This is a genomic window from Photobacterium sp. Alg240-V54 (genome assembly GCF_900537155.1).
Lineage (GTDB): Bacteria > Pseudomonadota > Gammaproteobacteria > Enterobacterales > Vibrionaceae > Photobacterium.
Genome location: NZ_UNRL01000003.1, coordinates 311,355 through 328,336 on the forward strand (window position 1 = coordinate 311,355; position 16,982 = coordinate 328,336).

Sequence of the window (16,982 nt, forward strand, 5' to 3'; positions counted from 1 at the left end):
GTAATTACAAATACTCAACATATTGAGCAAGATCACGTTCATGAACCTTAGCTTCACGGCAACCAATCGAGCCAAGATATAAAAAACCAACAATCATATCTTCGCCGGTAACACCCAATGCTTCACGCACAACGGCATGATATGCCCAAGAACCTGTACGCCAGAAACCAGAATATCCTTGTGCAACCGCAGCCATTTGCATTGCCTGGGCAGCACAACCCGCAGAAAGATGTTGTTCGATGACTGGTACTTTATGATCTGACGTTACTTTACTAATAACAGTGATCACCATCGGCGCTCGAAAAGGCGCTTTAGAAGCTTTTTCAATTACAAAATCATCAAGATCATCGGCTTTGGCAGCAGCCACCAGAATATCAGCTAATTTAGTTAATCCTTCACCTTGGGAAACAATAAACCGCCATGGCGTTAAGCCACCATGATCAGGAGCACGTAATCCAGCACGAAAGATATTTTCAAGAACTTCTCCTGCTGGTGCTGGATCAACTAATTTTGGTAGTGAGCGGCGATTAAGCAGCAGTGATAGCGCGTCCATAACAACCTCAAAATGAAAATAATTATTGTTTACTCTATAATAAGACAGGTAAAGCACTGAGCACAAGTGGTGGCTATTATAACTTTGCAGCCAATTCAACCCCTTGCCGTATTACCCGCTTGGCATCGACTTCTCCTGCTTCCTCTGCGCCACCAATAGCATGTACCGCAATACCTTGCTCAACCAATAATGCCGATAAATTATCGACCGAGGTTTGGCCGCTACAAATAACAATATTATCTACCTCTAAAATACGTGCCTGACCATCGATAATCAGGTGTAATCCTTGATCGTCGATAGCATGGTACTCAACCCCACCCCATAAATGTACCCCGCGCTTTTCTAGCGTACGACGATGGATCCAACCGGTTGTGCGTCCCGGTCCTTTACCCACTTTTCCTGATCGTCGTTGCATTAGCCACACTTCACGAGGGCTAATATAATCCTCACTCGGCAACAGGCCGCCACTATAATTGAGAGTCTTATCGATATTCCACTCACGTAACCAACTATCAAGATCACTATCAGCAGGCTCTGTCAGCATGGTGGCAACATCCACCCCAATCCCCCCCGCACCGATAATGGCGACTTTTTTTCCTAGAGTGCGTTTTTCACGGATTAATGTTTGATAATCCACTACTTTCGCATGATCAATCCCTGTAATCGGTGGCATTCGAGGTTGAACACCGGTCGCGATAACCACTTCGTCATAATCAAGAAGTTGTTCAATATTGACGTCTACACCTAGCTGCACATCCACTCCTGTTTGTACTAACCGGCGAGTGAAATAACGAATTGTTTGTTTAAATTCTTCTTTACCGGGGATCTGCATTGCCAAATTAAACTGACCACCAACATGGTTATTTTTTTCAAACAGAACGACCTTAAAGCCTCGCTCAGCAGCGGCAACCGCGCATGCCATTCCCGCAGGGCCAGCTCCGATAACGGCAACGCGACGGGTTGTCGCTACTGGCGTTAATACCAATTCTGTCTCATAACAGGCTTGAGGGTTAACTAAACAACTGGCACGTTTACCAACAAAGACGTGATCCAAGCAAGCCTGATTACAGCCAATACAGGTATTAATATCATCGGCACGGTTTTGCTGCGCTTTTAATACAAATTCAGGATCAGCTAAAAATGGCCTTGCCATCGACACCATATCTGCTTGCCCTTGTGCCAAAATATCCTCGGCTACTTGCGGCGTATTGATGCGATTGCAGGTTACAATAGGAATCGATACTTGTTGTTTTATTTTTTCAGTAACCCAAGTAAAAGCGGCGAGTGGTACTTGCGTCGCAATCGTTGGAATACGTGTTTCATGCCAACCAATACCAGTATTTAAAATGGTGACTCCCGCCACTTCTAATGCTGTCGCTAACTGCACTACTTCATCATAAGTGCTGCCTTGTTCCACCAAATCCAACATCGACAATCGAAATATAATAATAAAATCAGCACCAACACGTGCTCTCACTGCACGAACAATCTCCAGTGCAAATCGAATCCGATTATCATAACTCCCCCCCCAATCATCGTAACGCTGATTCGAGCGCTGGCAAATAAACTGATTAATGAGATAGCCTTCAGAGCCCATTATTTCAACTCCATCATAGCCCGCCTCACGAGCCAGCTCTGCACTGTGGGCAAAATCATTAATGGTATTATTAATTTGGCGATAACTCATTTTAGAGGGGGTAAATTTTGAAATAGGCGAACGAATAGCAGAGGCACTAACCGCAAACGGAGACATCGCATAACGGCCAGCATGCAATATCTGTAGTGCTATTTTACCGCCTTGCTGATGCACAGCTGTCGTAATGAGACGGTGTTTACGTACATGACGGCCGTTACTAAACTCAGCACTAAAAGGATGCAATCGGCCACGAAAGTTTGGCGAGAAACCGCCAGTAACAATCAGTCCAACCCCCGCCTTTGCTCTAACGGCATAAAACGCAGCCAGCTTATCAAAACCACCACGCTCATCTTCTAAGCCGGTATGCATTGATCCCATCAACACACGGTTACGTAATTGAGTAAAACCAAGATCCAGCGGTGCTAATAAAGATGGAAACATAGTATCGTCCATGAGCGGCTCCTCACTGTTATGGTCTGACCAGTATATTTCAGCTTAGTTAATAACTCCAACATTGTTAACACAAAAGCAACATTTACATGATGCGACTCACTATTTATAATCGATTGAGTCTCTTTATTTTTACGAACGCTAACAATTACGCCGTAAAAAACTGCAATTTGGCAGTGACTACGTTACGATATCGCCATCATCATTATCAGGAATTTTCATGAAAGCCATATTCTCAAGGATTGGAAAATTCTTCCTTGCTATCGGGAAGTTAATTAACTTTACTCGCAAATTTGTCCTCAACATTTTGTTCGTTTTTATTATTGGCGCGATCATTTTTGCATTAACCGATGAAGATAAACCTGCCGAGACCACACAGCCTTCAGCCTTAGTGCTTAATCTGTCTGGTCCGATTGTCGAACAGAAGAATTATGACAATCCATTTGATAGCGTAATGAATGAAGCATTAGGAAAACCTGATGTTCAGCAGAATGTCTTGTTTGACATTGTTGAAGCAATTCGTGCTGCCGCAACAGATAAAGACATTACAGGCCTCGTACTTAACCTTAAAGGCATGTCTGAAACTAGCTTAACCAAAATGCGTTACATCGCAAAAGCTATCGAAGAATTTAAAGCTTCAGGTAAACCGGTTTATGCCTATGGCGATAATTACAGCCAAAGCCAATATTACTTAGCCAGTTATGCCGATAAGGTGTTTTTATCACCTGATGGTGGCGTTATGTTAACGGGCTACGGTACTTACACTCTGTATTATAAGAGTTTGCTGGCGAAGTTAGACGTGACAACCCATGTGTTCCGTGTCGGTACTTATAAGTCGTTTGTTGAACCTTATATTCGTGATGGTATGTCAGAGGCAGCGAAACAAGCTAACACCGTATGGCTAACCCAGTTATGGGGGGCGTTCAGTGACGATGTTGCACAGAATCGTAATATTAAGCCACAAACATTAACCCCAAATATTGATGAGTTTGTGACTCAACTAGAATCTGTTAATGGTGATTTTTCCCAATTAAGTCAAAAATTAGGCTTAGTTGATTCACTGGTTACCCGTGATCAGATGACTCAATTTTTGATCAAAAAATTCGGTGCTAACGATAAACACAGCTTTAAACAAATTAGCTATTACGATTACTTACCGCTATTAGTCGATAATCAACAACCATCAGCCAATAAAGTGGCGGTAGTTATCGTCGACGGTGCGATTGTCGATGGCAAAAGTAGCCAAGGATCTGCAGGTGGCGACACTATTGCAGCACTATTACGTAAAGCACGCTTTGATAAACAAGTGAAATCGGTGATTCTACGCGTTGATAGTCCAGGAGGCAGCGCTTTCGCTTCAGAGATTATTCGTAATGAAGTTGACGCACTGAAAAAGGCAGGTAAACCGGTGGTGGTTTCAATGTCAAGCGTGGCAGCATCCGGCGGTTATTGGATCTCATCCAGTGCTGATGAAATTATTGCACAGCCTACAACAATCACCGGTTCAATCGGTATCTTTGCAATTTTAACTACTTTTGAAAAAGGGTTAGAAAAACTCGGCGTCTACAGCGACGGGGTTGGCACAACGCCTTTCTCAGGTGTTGGTGTCACCCGCGCATTACCTGAAGGCGTAGCAAAAGTATTCCAGCTTGGGGTTGATAATGGCTACCAACGCTTTATTGGTTTAGTAAGCAAATACCGCCATATGTCATTAGCACAAGCTGATAAAGTTGCTCAAGGTCGAGTGTGGACAGGTAAAGATGCTCAACAACGTGGCTTAGTTGATAAACTTGGTGATTTTGATACAGCTATTACCGCAGCAGTTGAATTAGCAAAGGTAAAAGATTACCAACTAGTATGGATGCAACAACCACTCTCGCCAGTACAGCAATTTTTTAAAGAATTATCCGGCGAAGTAAAAGTCCAGCTAATGACGATGGTCTTTGGTGATATGCCATCGACCTTAGCGCCAGTCACTAAAGTCGCCAAAGATCTAACCTCATTAACGAATTTTAATGATCCTAATGGCCGTTATGCCTTCTGCTTAAACTGCAGTACGGTTAACTAACCATACACCGCAACGACAACCCGACCATGTTTTATTGGTCGGATTGTTCGCTTTACTATCATACCCACTTAAACCAAAAGCAGTAATTTACACTGCAAGCGCTCAATTAATCAGCACAGTTAACTACGATCACATTTTAACTCACACAATCGCACTACAAATCTAACTAACCTCGCATCTTCATATAGTTTGCGTATAATACGCGCACTCATTCGTTCATTCTGAGCTCAAAATGGAAAGAAAACATATTTATATCGCTTATACTGGCGGCACTATTGGTATGCAAAAATCGGATCATGGCTATGTTCCTGTAGCTGGTTTTATGCAGAAACAATTGGCAAGCATGCCAGAATTCCATCGTTCAGAAATGCCAGAATTCACCATCAATGAGTATTCACCACTCATCGACTCATCAGATATGACACCGATGGATTGGCAGCGCATTGCTGATGATATTAAAGCTAACTATGATAAATATGATGGCTTTGTTATTTTACATGGTACCGATACCATGGCTTACACCGCATCAGCGTTATCATTCATGTTTGAAAATTTAGACAAACCCGTGATTGTGACCGGTTCACAGATTCCACTGGTTGAATTACGCTCTGATGGCCAAAGTAATCTGCTTAATGCACTCCACATTGCAGCAAATTACCCGATTAATGAAGTCACGGTATTTTTCAATAATCAATTGATTCGCGGTAACCGCAGCACCAAAGCACATGCTGATGGTTTTGGTGCGTTTATTTCGCCAAACCTACCACCGTTGTTAGAAGCGGGGATCAATATTAGTGTTAATAACATTGCTCAAATAGATAAAAAGCCAGAAGGTAGTTTTAAGGTACATACCATTACACCTCAGCCTATTGGAGTGATCACTATGTATCCAGGTATTTCTCCTGAGGTGATTCGTAATACTTTACGCCAACCTGTCAATGCGATGATCTTGCTGACTTTTGGGGTTGGTAATGCCCCCCAAAATAAAGAACTGCTTGAGCAATTAAAAGCAGCGACAGATCGTGGTGTTATTGTGATGAACCTAACCCAATGCCTATCAGGCAAAGTAAATATGGGTGGCTATGCAACAGGCTGTGCTCTGGCTGATGCTGGCGTATTAAGTGGTTATGATATGACGCCAGAAGCGGCACTGGCTAAATTGCATTATTTATTAAGCCAAAACCTAAGTACAGAAACTATTCGTAGCATGATGCAGCAAAACTTACGCGGCGAATTAACCCACTAGTACCGCTGAGACACCCTTACTGCTACCAACAAAAAAGAGCCACTATGTTATATACAGTGGCTCTTTTTTGATAATGACTTTCTAACCCTGATTACCGCAAAGCCAACTACACTTATTGCAATACTATCGCTCATTGAGCCAAGCAATAAGTAATGACTATGATTTTACACGGCACATCAATCTCACCTTTTGTACGCAAAATAATGTTAGCGCTCAACTACAAAGGTATTCGTTACGAGCTTCAACCACTTAATCCTTATCTCGAAAAAGAGTTGGCACACAAACGGCATCCGATGGGGAAAGTCCCAGTACTTGAACATGGAAAGTTAACCATTATTGATTCAACGGTTATTGCGCATTATTTAGATGATGTCTATCCCATTCCGCCGCTATATCCTGGCAATGCTCAACAACGCGCTCAAATACGCTGGCTCGAAGCTTATGCTGCCACTCGAGTAACCTCGTTAATTGGCGGAGTGTTATTTTATCAGAAAGTCTTACGCCAAAAGATGCAGGGAAAAAGCTGTGATCAAGAAGCCGTTAATCAATGTTTAACTCATCATCTTCCTGATGTGCTGCATTACCTCAATCAACAAATACCATCTCAAGGGTATATCAGCGATCATTTCTCAATAGCGGAGATTAGCTTATGGAGTGTCTTTCGTAATGGTTGGATGAGTGGGCTGCGTTTACAACCACACTATCCACAGTTACATGCTTATTTACAACGTATCGAACTTGAACCGTGGATTGCCAATCTTATCGCAGAAGAAGATCATCAATTACAAGATTTCTATTGTGAACCAATGATCTTACCGCAGCCATCAACCTCATAATCACAGCTGATCATGATCAAAACGGGCAATATCATTATCAGCAGTAATGTTATCATCGCGAGCAGATAAACTGTCACTTTCAAAATCACGTTTAAATTCTGCTTTTGATTTAAACTTTATTTCACCGCCCGCTGCCACTGTCATATGATCAGCATCGATATTATGTCGTGATTGATATAGCATCACGGCTTGCATTGCACTATCACGTAATTGTGGTGTTAGCACTGAACCATCGAGCCATTTCCCAGTTTCTACTGCGGTTAAAATTCGCTGGTAAACCTCAGGCGTCATCGCGGCTAATAACTGACTAATATCCATTTATTGTTTCCTTTTCTCGTCATAGTTAGATGATATTTAGTTGCAGACTTGGTTTCATGCCATCGCTGAATGACACCCATATCACACTCGTTTAAGTTACAGAAAACAAGTCGTTTACAAAAGACAATTTAATGCTAAATTTATGCATCTACTATTTCTAATAAGTGCATATTTTGGCTATCGTCTCTTTACCACTGACCATCATGCCTCGTTATAATGTATCCACAATGACGGCTATTTTATTGCTGCCGCTATTAATTAGTGGCTGCTTTGATCGTTACCGAACAACCGATAGCCTATGCAATGATAATCCTCAATTATGCCAACCATTGAATCTTAATGATGGGCAATGTCGAATTCAACGTACCAATCTCATTTGGCAACGTTATGACACCTTACAATCACCGACCGACCAACAAAAATTCAAAGAACTAAAAGCAACCCAAGAATATCAATTTTGTCTAGAATACGCAGCGCGCATTGAACCGACCGAATTAAAACAACGTAAAACTAAGCGGATACAAGCATTGCATCATAGTTATGATGCTATCGATAGACTCACCCAAGAATTACAGTCTTCGCAAGATCCACATATTATTTTTTACCGTTGGACGCAAGGAGACCAAACTGCGAAGCAGCAATTTCTAGCCCTTGAAGGAAATACAAAACTTGAGCATCCAGAATTACAATTAGCGCTTGCGAGTTATTATATCGACAAAAATAAAACCAAGACGCTCAATCTATTGCACCATAGTCTTAGTCTGTATAAGGCTAATGATGATATTAATATCAATATATTGCATACACTTGCGACATTATATTACCAACAAAAAAACACCGCAGCAGCGTATGTGTGGGCTAAAGTTGCCAATCAATATCAACCAAATACGCAGCCTAAAACAGTGACATCGTCGATTAAAAATCGCTTTAATTTAACCGATAATGAACGACAGACATTAAATACTACTGTCACCGATATAATTAAAACATTAAACAATGGTCAATATATTCAGACAACAATCAACCTACCAGACTAATTATCTGACGCAAACAGCAGTGAGATTGAGTTAACACAGAACCGTTCACCTGTTGATGGTGGACCATCTGGAAAAATATGCCCCAAATGGCTATCACATTCCGAACAGCGGATCTCGGTACGCACCATACCGTGACTATTATCATTTAAATAACGAATACATTCTTTAGTGATAGGCGCATCAAAACTTGGCCAACCACAACCAGAATCATATTTATTGGTAGAAGAAAATAAAGATTGACCACAACAAGTACAGGAATAAACCCCGGTCTCACGGTTGTGGAGCAATGTGCCACTAAAAGGCGCTTCAGTAGCTTGCTCACGACAGACTTGATAAGCCGCTGTCGATAATTTATCTCGCCAATATGCATTATCTTTTTTATTCATTCTGCATTGCCTTTTAAAAAATTTATCACTAAACCGAATAAATATATTTGCTATTTAGGGTCACTGTACCACATACTTCCTGTGCAAAAAGTCACATAGACCCAAAAAGCATGTTTTGTTTTTGAATATATGATTAAAAGTTAATAATTACTGTGACGGTAATTTAAACAACATTTGTACAAATTACCGTCGTTGTAGTGGAAATGTAAAAAATATCCGAACTTTTTTTTGACCTTAAGCAATTTAAACGATTTTTTTGCTTGCAGGCTTACAAAGGATTCTGTAATTTTACTACCAGTTATATTTCATTAGAAATTAAGTTGTGGAGCAAACTGTAATGACAATCAAAGTAGGTATTAACGGTTTTGGCCGTATCGGTCGTTTTGTTTTCCGTGCAGCGCAAGAGCGCACTGACATCGAAGTTGTTGGTATCAACGACCTAATCGACGTTGAATACATGGCATACATGCTTAAGTACGACTCAACTCACGGTCGTTTCAACGGTACTGTAGAAGTTGAAAACGGTAACCTAATCGTTAACGGTAAAACTGTACGTGTTACAGCTGAGCGTAACCCTGAAGATCTTAAGTGGGATGCTATCAATGTTGACGTTGTAGCAGAAGCTACTGGTCTATTCCTAGACGACGCTACAGCACGTAAGCACATCACTGCTGGTGCTAAGAAAGTTGTTCTTACTGGTCCTTCTAAAGACGCAACTCCAATGTTCGTTATGGGCGTGAACGATTCAACTTACGCTGGTCAAGACATCGTTTCTAACGCTTCTTGTACTACTAACTGTCTAGCGCCTATCGCTAAAGTTCTTAACGACAACTTCGGTATCGTTTCTGGTCTTATGACAACTGTACACGCAACTACAGCTACTCAAAAAACTGTAGACGGTCCTTCTGCGAAAGACTGGCGTGGTGGTCGTGGTGCTTCTCAAAACATCATCCCATCTTCAACTGGTGCTGCTAAAGCAGTAGGCGTTGTTCTTCCTGAACTAAACGGCAAACTAACTGGTATGGCTTTCCGCGTACCAACTGCTAACGTTTCTGTAGTTGACCTAACTGTTAACCTAGAGAAAGGCGCATCTTACGAAGCTATCTGTGCAGCTATGAAAGCAGCATCTGAAGGCGAACTAAAAGGCGTTCTAGGCTACACTGAAGACCAAGTTGTTTCTCAAGATTTCATCGGCGAAACTCAAACTTCAGTATTCGATGCTAAAGCTGGTATCGCACTAACTGATAACTTCGTTAAAGTTGTATCTTGGTACGACAACGAAATCGGTTACTCAAACAAAGTTCTAGACCTAATCGCTCACATCTCTAAGTAATAATGTAAGCAATTAGCTGACTTTCTTTGAAAGCTGATAATAAGAGGCGACGCTTAAGGGTGTCGCCTTTTTTATATCTAAAATATAGTCGCTCACCAATAATACGTTATTTCCACGCCAGTCATAAAATAGCATGTTATAAAACAAACAACTAAACACACGTTTAGGCTATAAAACATGAAACACACAGATCAAAACCGTAACAAAAATAACAAATAACTTTCTATATTCTTTGATATTTTAAAACGAAAAATAAGTTTCCATTGTTAATGATTTTGAGCCAAATTTAGACAAAAACATTAACAATAGGCACTGGTGCCACTCAACATTAAGGAAAAGCAGATGGATTTACGTCAACTTTCGACAATTAATGCATTATCTGATGCTATTACCGTATGTGAATATCAAGGCGTGAAGATTCTTCGCATCATTCACCCAATGGTAGAAGCCGGTATTTCTCTCCACGGCGGCCATTTGCTTTGGTTTAAACCTGCGGGTGAAAAAGACCTTATTTGGTTAAGCGAAGAAGCTGAATTTGATATAACAAAGGCCATTCGTGGTGGTATTCCTGTCTGTTGGCCATGGTTTGGCAAAGCAGCAGCACCATCACATGGCTTTGCTCGTACTAGTGAGTGGACATTATCGCAACACCGTGAAAATGATAATGGTGTTATTGTTACTTTAACCCTAGAAGACAATCAACACACACGTGCAATTTGGCCTCATAAGTTCCATAACCAAATGACGTTTGAAATGAGTACTGAGTTAAATGTTAGCCTAACATCAACCAATACAGACACTCAGCCTTGGTCATATGGTGGTGCATTACACACTTACTTTAATATTGCCGATATTAATGCTGTTGCTGTCACTGGTATGGGTGAAGAATACCTCGATAGCACTCAAGCAGGGAAAGTTTGTCAAGGCGGTGATGTGTTAACATTCAATACTGAAACAGATCGTGTTTATACACATCCTCAGGCAACAATTGAAGTTAATGACAAAAACAACCAACGTACTATTTTGGTGACTAATCAAGGTCATAACGCCGCTGTTATTTGGAACCCTTGGCAAGAACTATCCATCAGCATGGGTGATATGGCCAACAACAGTTTTGAAACAATGGTATGTGTCGAATCAACAATCCATACGCCAACCATTGAATTACAGCCAGGACAAACACACACGCTATCAACACGTATTGCTATTCAGCACTAAGTTATTATTTATCGCTAGCAAGCAATGCTGTCTTGCTAGCGATTTATGCCAACATCGTGGCTGTCGATTGAATCAGTACCCACCCGTTACCATCAGGATCATTAAAGGTCGCAAATCGTCCTTCCATCATGGTAATAATTTCTGACAATGCCACGCCTTTGCCACTCAACTCTTGGTAAGTTAACTGAATATCATGAGTTTGAACCACTAACCCTTGTACTCCCCCAGCTTCCATTCCCGCGAATGGTTTAACTAAACTGATCGTCGTTTCTGCGCCTTTAGGAACTAACTGTACCCACCGCGTCTGTTGATTATCAGCATGATCTCTAATTAATTCAAAGCCTAATACGTCACGGTAAAATTGCAGCGCCTGATTTTGATCAGACACAGGAATCGAGACTGTGTCGACACGACAAATAGCCATAGCATCTTGCTCCATATTCAAAAAACAATATCGATCATCATCTATTGAGATTAAGTCAGCTACGACAGTTTTGTGAAAAAAAACACGCTCTGCGGCCAAAATTCTTACAATTTTTCATTTACTCTTGATCCTAAGACAGAACAAAAAAACACCCCGATGACAAAAAAACACAATAAAACTATAACTGCCAACAAAACTAAATGATTGATTCAACATAACCACCAAATGCAGTCATAAACACCACCCAAACCACCCAATCAAGCATTAACGCACTAATAACATAATCATCAATTAAAATAAGATAAACAATCACATATAACCATAACTTGCAACAATTTAGCTTGCGAACCCCCTGTAATTCAAGGATAGTGGTTGATATTGGTTACTTAACCAGCAATTTGATTCCCTTTCATATAAACATATTTATTTACCAACCCGTAACTCTACAATACAAAGTGATAAGTTCAGGCTAGGCTTAAATAAGTAAGCAATGCAAAAACAACATGTTTTTCATTAGTTACTCTTAAATATAAGAACGATTCAGGGGGCATACTATGAGTATTTTTGACCACTATCGTCAGCGCTATGAAGAAGCTAAGGACGAAGAGCTTTCATTACAACAATTCCTTGATATCTGTAAAGACGATCGAAGTTCTTACGTCAATGCAGCAGAGCGTCTTCTAATGGCCATCGGCGAGCCAGAAATGATTGATACAGCACAAGATCCACATCTTAGTCGCTTATTTTCAAACCGTGTTATATCACGTTACGACACCTTTAAAGATTTCTATGGCATGGAAGAAGCCATTGAGCAGATTGTTTCTTATCTTAAACACGCAGCACAAGGGCTTGAGGAACGAAAACAAATTCTGTACTTATTAGGTCCTGTTGGTGGTGGTAAATCATCACTTGCTGAAAAACTAAAAAGTTTAATGCAAAAAGTGCCTATTTACATTCTGACAGCCAATGGCGAGCGTAGTCCTGTTAACGATCACCCTTTTTGCTTATTTGATAAACAAGAAGATGGTGGATTGCTAAAAGATGAATACGGTATCCCTGGGCGTTATTTAAATACCATTATGTCGCCATGGGCAGCAAAACGGTTACATGAATTTGGTGGCGATATAACACAATTTAAAGTGATAAAAGTTCGCCCATCCATCCTTGATCAAGTGGGTATTGCAAAAACTGAGCCGGGTGATGAAAATAACCAAGATATTTCATCATTAGTCGGTAAAGTGGATATTCGTCAGCTTGAGCACTTCTCTCAAGATGATCCTGATGCTTATAGTTATTCAGGTGCGCTATGTAAAGCAAACCAAGGCTTGATGGAGTTTGTCGAGATGTTTAAAGCGCCATTGAAGGTGCTGCATCCATTATTAACGGCGACGCAAGAAGGCAACTATAACGGTACCGAAGGGTTATCTGCATTGCCTTTTGATGGCATGATTTTAGCGCACTCAAACGAATCAGAGTGGCAAACATTCCGTAATAATAAGACTAACGAAGCCTTCCTCGATCGTGTTTATATCGTGAAAGTGCCTTATTGTTTACGGGTTTCTGAAGAAATGCGTATTTACGAAAAATTATTACAAAACAGTGAATTATCATCAGCCCCATGCTCACCGAGTACCCTAGAAATTCTCGCTCGCTTCACCGTTTTATCTCGTCTTAAAGAGCCTGAGAACTCTAGCGTTTATTCAAAAATGCGTGTTTATGATGGTGAGACACTTAAAGACACCGATCCAAAAGCAAAATCTTATCAAGAATACCGTGATTATGCTGGTGTCGATGAAGGCATGAATGGGCTTTCAACCCGTTTCGCCTTTAAGATCCTATCACGAGTATTTAACTTTGATCATGCCGAAGTTGCGGCTAACCCCGTGCATCTATTTTATGTGCTTGAGCAACAGATTGAGCGTGAGCAATTCCCACAAGATGTTGCAGAAAAGTACCTTGAACATCTCAAAGGCTTTTTAACGCCTAAATATGTTGAGTTTATTGGTAAAGAAATTCAAACAGCCTATCTTGAGTCTTATTCCGAATATGGTCAGAACATTTTTGACCGTTATGTCAGTTATGCTGACTTCTGGATTCAAGATCAAGAATACCGCGATCCTGATACTGGCCAATTGTTTGATCGTTCAGCACTCAATAATGAACTAGAGAAAATAGAGAAACCAGCAGGCATCAGTAATCCAAAAGATTTCCGTAATGAAATCGTTAATTTTGTACTTCGTGCTCGTGCTAATAATGCCGGTAAAAACCCTAACTGGACCAGTTATGAAAAACTGCGCACTGTGATTGAGAAAAAAATGTTCTCAAATACAGAAGAGCTATTACCGGTTATTTCCTTTAACGCCAAAACATCAACCGATGAACAGAAAAAGCATGATGACTTTGTCGCTCGAATGATGGAAAAAGGCTATACCCGTAAGCAAGTACGTTTATTGTCTGAATGGTACTTACGCGTGCGTAAGTCGTCGTAGCCAACTGACAACAAAGGGGGGAACTATGGCACACTTTATTGATCGAAGGCTCAACGGTAAAAATAAGAGCACCGTCAATCGCCAACGTTTTTTACGCCGTCACAAACAGCAAATAAAAGAGTCTATTGCTGATGCGGTAAATAAACGTTCGATTACTGATGTCGATAGTGGTGAGGATATAACCATCCCCTCTCGCGACATTAGTGAACCAATATTTCATCAAGGTAAAGGTGGACAACGTGAAGTCGTCCACCCAGGTAATGACCAATTTATTGCAGGTGATCGCATTGAACGCCCACAAGGAGGTGGCGGTCAAGGTGGTGCCGGAGAAGGTCAAGCAAGCCCTGATGGTGATGGCCAAGATGATTTTGTTTTTCAAATATCTAAAGATGAATATCTTGATTTATTGTTTGAAGACTTAGAACTGCCTAACTTACAGAAAAATGCCATTAATCAGTTAGTCGAATGGAAAACATTCCGCGCTGGTTATAAATCACAAGGTGTGCCGTCTAATATTGCTATCGTCAAATCATTGCAAAACTCACTTGCAAGACGGACCGCAATGACTGCAAGTAAACGCCGAAAATTGCGCGAGCTTGAACAAGCGCTTGAGCTACTGTTTACCACCGAACCCGCTCAGCCCTTTGAAGAGCAACGTATCAAGCAGGAAATTACTGCCTTACGGAAAAAAATCAATAGTACGCCGTTTATAGATACTTTTGACTTACGTTATAAGAACTATGACCGTCGTCCACAACCATCAAGCCAAGCTGTGATGTTCTGTTTAATGGATGTCTCTGGCTCGATGGATCAGGCAACGAAAGATATCGCTAAACGGTTTTATATACTGCTGTATTTATTTTTAAACCGTACTTACAAAAATGTTGAAGTGGTATTTATTCGCCATCACACTCAAGCCAAAGAAGTTGATGAACATGAATTTTTCTATTCACAAGAAACAGGCGGCACCATTGTTTCAAGTGCATTGAAAATGATGCATGACATCGTTAAACAACGCTATCGCCCTGAAGAATGGAACATCTATGCGGCACAAGCTTCTGATGGCGATAACTGGGCAGATGACTCTCCAGGTTGTCGAGAATTGCTTGATAAACACATACTGCCACTGACACGTTATTACTCATATATTGAGATCACGCGTAGAGCACATCAAACATTGTGGCGAGAGTATGAAGCCTTGCATAGTAGCCATGAAAACTTTGCAATGCAGAATATAAAAACTGTCGATGATATTTTCCCGGTGTTTAGGGAATTATTTAAAAAACAAGTTAGTTAAATTCATACCATTTCATCAACTGAATATAATCGGCACCACGATAACGACGTGCCGATTATCACTCTTTATCAGTTAAATAATGGAAAAAATATGGGGAGATTGAGTGATGGCAATAACGACAAAAACAAAACCACTCAGTGATGGACCAGATTGGACGTTTGATTTGCTTGAGCAATATCACGTTGAAATTAAACGTGTTGCTGCACACTATCGTCTTGATACTTACCCAAATCAAATTGAAGTTATCACTGCCGAACAAATGATGGATGCCTATTCCAGTATTGGCATGCCAATCAATTATCATCATTGGTCATTTGGTAAACGTTTTATTGAAACAGAACGTGGCTATAAACACGGTCAAATGGGATTAGCCTATGAGATCGTTATAAATTCAGATCCTTGCATCGCTTATTTAATGGAAGAAAATACCATTACCATGCAGGCGTTAGTAATGGCACATGCCTGCTATGGACATAATTCTTTCTTCAAAGGTAATTACCTTTTTCAAACTTGGACTGATGCTAGTTCAATCATTGATTATCTACTATTTGCCCGTAAATATATCACTGAATGTGAGGAAAAATATGGTGTTAATGATGTTGAGAAACTCCTTGATTCTTGCCATGCACTGATGAATTACGGGGTTGATCGCTACAAACGCCCACAAAAAATATCACTTGTAGAAGAAACTGCTCGTCAAAAAGCACGAGAAGATTATCTGCAATCACAAGTGAATTCTCTATGGCGAACAATACCTCACCACCAAGCAAAAGAAACAATTATTGAAGAAGATCGTTTCCCTGCCGATCCACAAGAAAATATTCTCTATTTCTTTGAAAAGCATGCGCCATTACTTGAACCTTGGCAACGAGAACTCGTTCGTATTGTACGTAAAGTTAGCCAATATTTTTACCCTCAAAAACAAACCCAAGTAATGAACGAGGGCTGGGCTACATTTTGGCATTACACTATTTTAAATCACCTTTATGATGAAGGTTTAGTTACCGATCGATTCATTATGGAGTTTTTGCACAGCCATACTAATGTGGTCGCACAACCTGAATATAATAGCCCTTATTACAATGGTATTAATCCCTATGCGTTAGGTTTTGCGATGTTCCAAGATATACGTCGTATTTGTGAAAATCCAACCGATGAAGATAAATATTGGTTCCCAGATATTGCTGGATCAAATTGGCTTGATACTCTCCATTTTGCAATGGAAAACTTCAAAGATGAAAGCTTTATAAGCCAGTTTTTATCACCTAAAGTAATGCGTGATTTTAAACTGTTTGCTGTTAACGATGATGACCGCCATAACTATGTCGAAGTCAGTGCGATACATAATGAGGAAGGCTATCGTATGATTCGTGAAAAATTATCGTCACAGTATAATCTCAGCAATAATGAGCCTAATTTACAAATTTGGAATGTCGCATTACGCGGTGATCGCTCACTGACATTACGCTATATTCCCCATAACCGTATTCCGCTTGCGGAAAGTCATACTGAAGTAATAAAACATTTACATCGTTTATGGGGCTTTAATGTTACTTTAGAAGAAGAGTTACCGGATGGACGTGGGAAAATAATTGCAACCTGCCCTGCCAATACTCAATATAATACCGATATATAATTAATAAAAACCGCCTTGTTTATTATATCAAGGCGGTTTTATTATTTTATGATAA

The 16,982-nt window shown here is 40.5% G+C and carries 14 protein-coding genes; 9 read left to right on the forward strand and 5 right to left on the reverse strand.

The genetic code is table 11. The features are described from left to right. Positions 1 to 4: 4 nt before the first annotated feature. Complete coding sequence (locus tag G6R09_RS10425) at positions 5 to 553, reverse strand: NAD(P)H nitroreductase (RefSeq protein ID WP_065168139.1); 549 nt, start codon at positions 551 to 553, stop codon at positions 5 to 7. A gap of 76 nt (positions 554 to 629) precedes the next feature. Then, positions 630 to 2,642 (reverse strand): NADPH-dependent 2,4-dienoyl-CoA reductase, encoded by a 2,013-nt coding sequence (locus G6R09_RS10430; protein WP_163922218.1) that lies wholly within the window; start codon positions 2,640 to 2,642, stop codon positions 630 to 632. A 217-nt stretch (positions 2,643 to 2,859) separates the two neighbouring features. Here G6R09_RS10430 and sppA point away from each other — a divergent pair, with 217 nt between their 5' ends. From sppA to G6R09_RS10445, 3 genes are all read left to right on the forward strand, one after another. Further along, complete coding sequence (sppA, locus tag G6R09_RS10435; RefSeq protein WP_065168137.1) at positions 2,860 to 4,707, forward strand: signal peptide peptidase SppA; 1,848 nt, start codon at positions 2,860 to 2,862, stop codon at positions 4,705 to 4,707. Positions 4,708 to 4,939: 232 nt separating this feature from the next. After that, entirely contained in the window at positions 4,940 to 5,953 is a 1,014-nt protein-coding gene (gene ansA, locus G6R09_RS10440; protein ID WP_065168136.1) for an asparaginase, read from the forward strand. A 152-nt stretch (positions 5,954 to 6,105) separates the two neighbouring features. After that, on the forward strand, positions 6,106 to 6,789 hold the full coding sequence (locus G6R09_RS10445) for a glutathione S-transferase family protein (RefSeq protein WP_235859682.1): 684 nt from the start codon (positions 6,106 to 6,108) through the stop codon (positions 6,787 to 6,789). Here the strand turns inward: G6R09_RS10445 and G6R09_RS10450 are convergent, their stop codons facing one another. Next, positions 6,790 to 7,107, reverse strand: a complete 318-nt coding sequence (locus G6R09_RS10450) for a YeaC family protein (protein ID WP_163922221.1) — start codon at positions 7,105 to 7,107, stop codon at positions 6,790 to 6,792. Between the two features lie 173 nt (positions 7,108 to 7,280). Here G6R09_RS10450 and G6R09_RS10455 point away from each other — a divergent pair, with 173 nt between their 5' ends. Beyond that, positions 7,281 to 8,144: a DUF2989 domain-containing protein gene (locus G6R09_RS10455; protein ID WP_240345725.1), complete on the forward strand. Its 864-nt coding sequence runs from the start codon at positions 7,281 to 7,283 to the stop codon at positions 8,142 to 8,144. Here G6R09_RS10455 and msrB read toward each other — a convergent pair. Then, the gene (msrB, locus tag G6R09_RS10460; protein WP_163922224.1) at positions 8,141 to 8,530 is read right to left on the reverse strand and encodes a peptide-methionine (R)-S-oxide reductase MsrB; all 390 of its coding nucleotides are present in this window, start codon (positions 8,528 to 8,530) and stop codon (positions 8,141 to 8,143) included. The two genes, G6R09_RS10455 and msrB, sit on opposite strands and share 4 nt — an antisense overlap. Positions 8,531 to 8,867: 337 nt before the next feature. Between msrB and gap the strand changes: the two genes are divergently transcribed. Together gap and G6R09_RS10470 are read left to right on the forward strand one after the other, a co-directional pair. Further along, the gene (gene gap, locus G6R09_RS10465) at positions 8,868 to 9,863 is read left to right on the forward strand and encodes a type I glyceraldehyde-3-phosphate dehydrogenase (protein ID WP_065168133.1); all 996 of its coding nucleotides are present in this window, start codon (positions 8,868 to 8,870) and stop codon (positions 9,861 to 9,863) included. A 342-nt stretch (positions 9,864 to 10,205) separates the two neighbouring features. After that, entirely contained in the window at positions 10,206 to 11,081 is an 876-nt protein-coding gene (locus tag G6R09_RS10470; RefSeq protein WP_163922227.1) for a D-hexose-6-phosphate mutarotase, read from the forward strand. A 43-nt stretch (positions 11,082 to 11,124) separates the two neighbouring features. Here the strand turns inward: G6R09_RS10470 and G6R09_RS10475 are convergent, their stop codons facing one another. Beyond that, a complete protein-coding gene (locus tag G6R09_RS10475) occupies positions 11,125 to 11,505 on the reverse strand; it encodes a VOC family protein (RefSeq protein WP_065168270.1) in 381 nt (126 codons plus the stop codon). A 554-nt stretch (positions 11,506 to 12,059) separates the two neighbouring features. Here G6R09_RS10475 and G6R09_RS10480 point away from each other — a divergent pair. From G6R09_RS10480 to G6R09_RS10490, 3 genes are all read left to right on the forward strand, one after another. Next, on the forward strand, positions 12,060 to 13,994 hold the full coding sequence (locus tag G6R09_RS10480; RefSeq protein WP_065168131.1) for a PrkA family serine protein kinase: 1,935 nt from the start codon (positions 12,060 to 12,062) through the stop codon (positions 13,992 to 13,994). A gap of 25 nt (positions 13,995 to 14,019) precedes the next feature. Then, a complete protein-coding gene (locus tag G6R09_RS10485; protein WP_065176303.1) occupies positions 14,020 to 15,291 on the forward strand; it encodes a YeaH/YhbH family protein in 1,272 nt (423 codons plus the stop codon). Between the two features lie 106 nt (positions 15,292 to 15,397). Continuing rightward, entirely contained in the window at positions 15,398 to 16,927 is a 1,530-nt protein-coding gene (locus tag G6R09_RS10490) for a SpoVR family protein (RefSeq protein ID WP_065176304.1), read from the forward strand. Positions 16,928 to 16,982: the final 55 nt, after the last annotated feature.

Excerpts from the sequence above, each read along its gene's own strand:
- G6R09_RS10430 (WP_163922218.1), bottom strand. The coding sequence starts at position 2,642 with ATGGACGATACTATGTTTCCATCTTTATTAGCACCGCTGGATCTTGGT.
- G6R09_RS10425 (WP_065168139.1), bottom strand. The coding sequence starts at position 553 with ATGGACGCGCTATCACTGCTGCTTAATCGCCGCTCACTACCAAAATTA.
- gap (WP_065168133.1), top strand. The coding sequence starts at position 8,868 with ATGACAATCAAAGTAGGTATTAACGGTTTTGGCCGTATCGGTCGTTTT.
- G6R09_RS10475 (WP_065168270.1), bottom strand. The coding sequence starts at position 11,505 with ATGGCTATTTGTCGTGTCGACACAGTCTCGATTCCTGTGTCTGATCAA.
- G6R09_RS10450 (WP_163922221.1), bottom strand. The coding sequence starts at position 7,107 with ATGGATATTAGTCAGTTATTAGCCGCGATGACGCCTGAGGTTTACCAG.
- G6R09_RS10470 (WP_163922227.1), top strand. The coding sequence starts at position 10,206 with ATGGATTTACGTCAACTTTCGACAATTAATGCATTATCTGATGCTATT.
- G6R09_RS10485 (WP_065176303.1), top strand. The coding sequence starts at position 14,020 with ATGGCACACTTTATTGATCGAAGGCTCAACGGTAAAAATAAGAGCACC.
- msrB (WP_163922224.1), bottom strand. The coding sequence starts at position 8,530 with ATGAATAAAAAAGATAATGCATATTGGCGAGATAAATTATCGACAGCG.
- G6R09_RS10480 (WP_065168131.1), top strand. The coding sequence starts at position 12,060 with ATGAGTATTTTTGACCACTATCGTCAGCGCTATGAAGAAGCTAAGGAC.
- G6R09_RS10490 (WP_065176304.1), top strand. The coding sequence starts at position 15,398 with ATGGCAATAACGACAAAAACAAAACCACTCAGTGATGGACCAGATTGG.
- G6R09_RS10445 (WP_235859682.1), top strand. The coding sequence starts at position 6,106 with ATGACTATGATTTTACACGGCACATCAATCTCACCTTTTGTACGCAAA.
- sppA (WP_065168137.1), top strand. The coding sequence starts at position 2,860 with ATGAAAGCCATATTCTCAAGGATTGGAAAATTCTTCCTTGCTATCGGG.
- ansA (WP_065168136.1), top strand. The coding sequence starts at position 4,940 with ATGGAAAGAAAACATATTTATATCGCTTATACTGGCGGCACTATTGGT.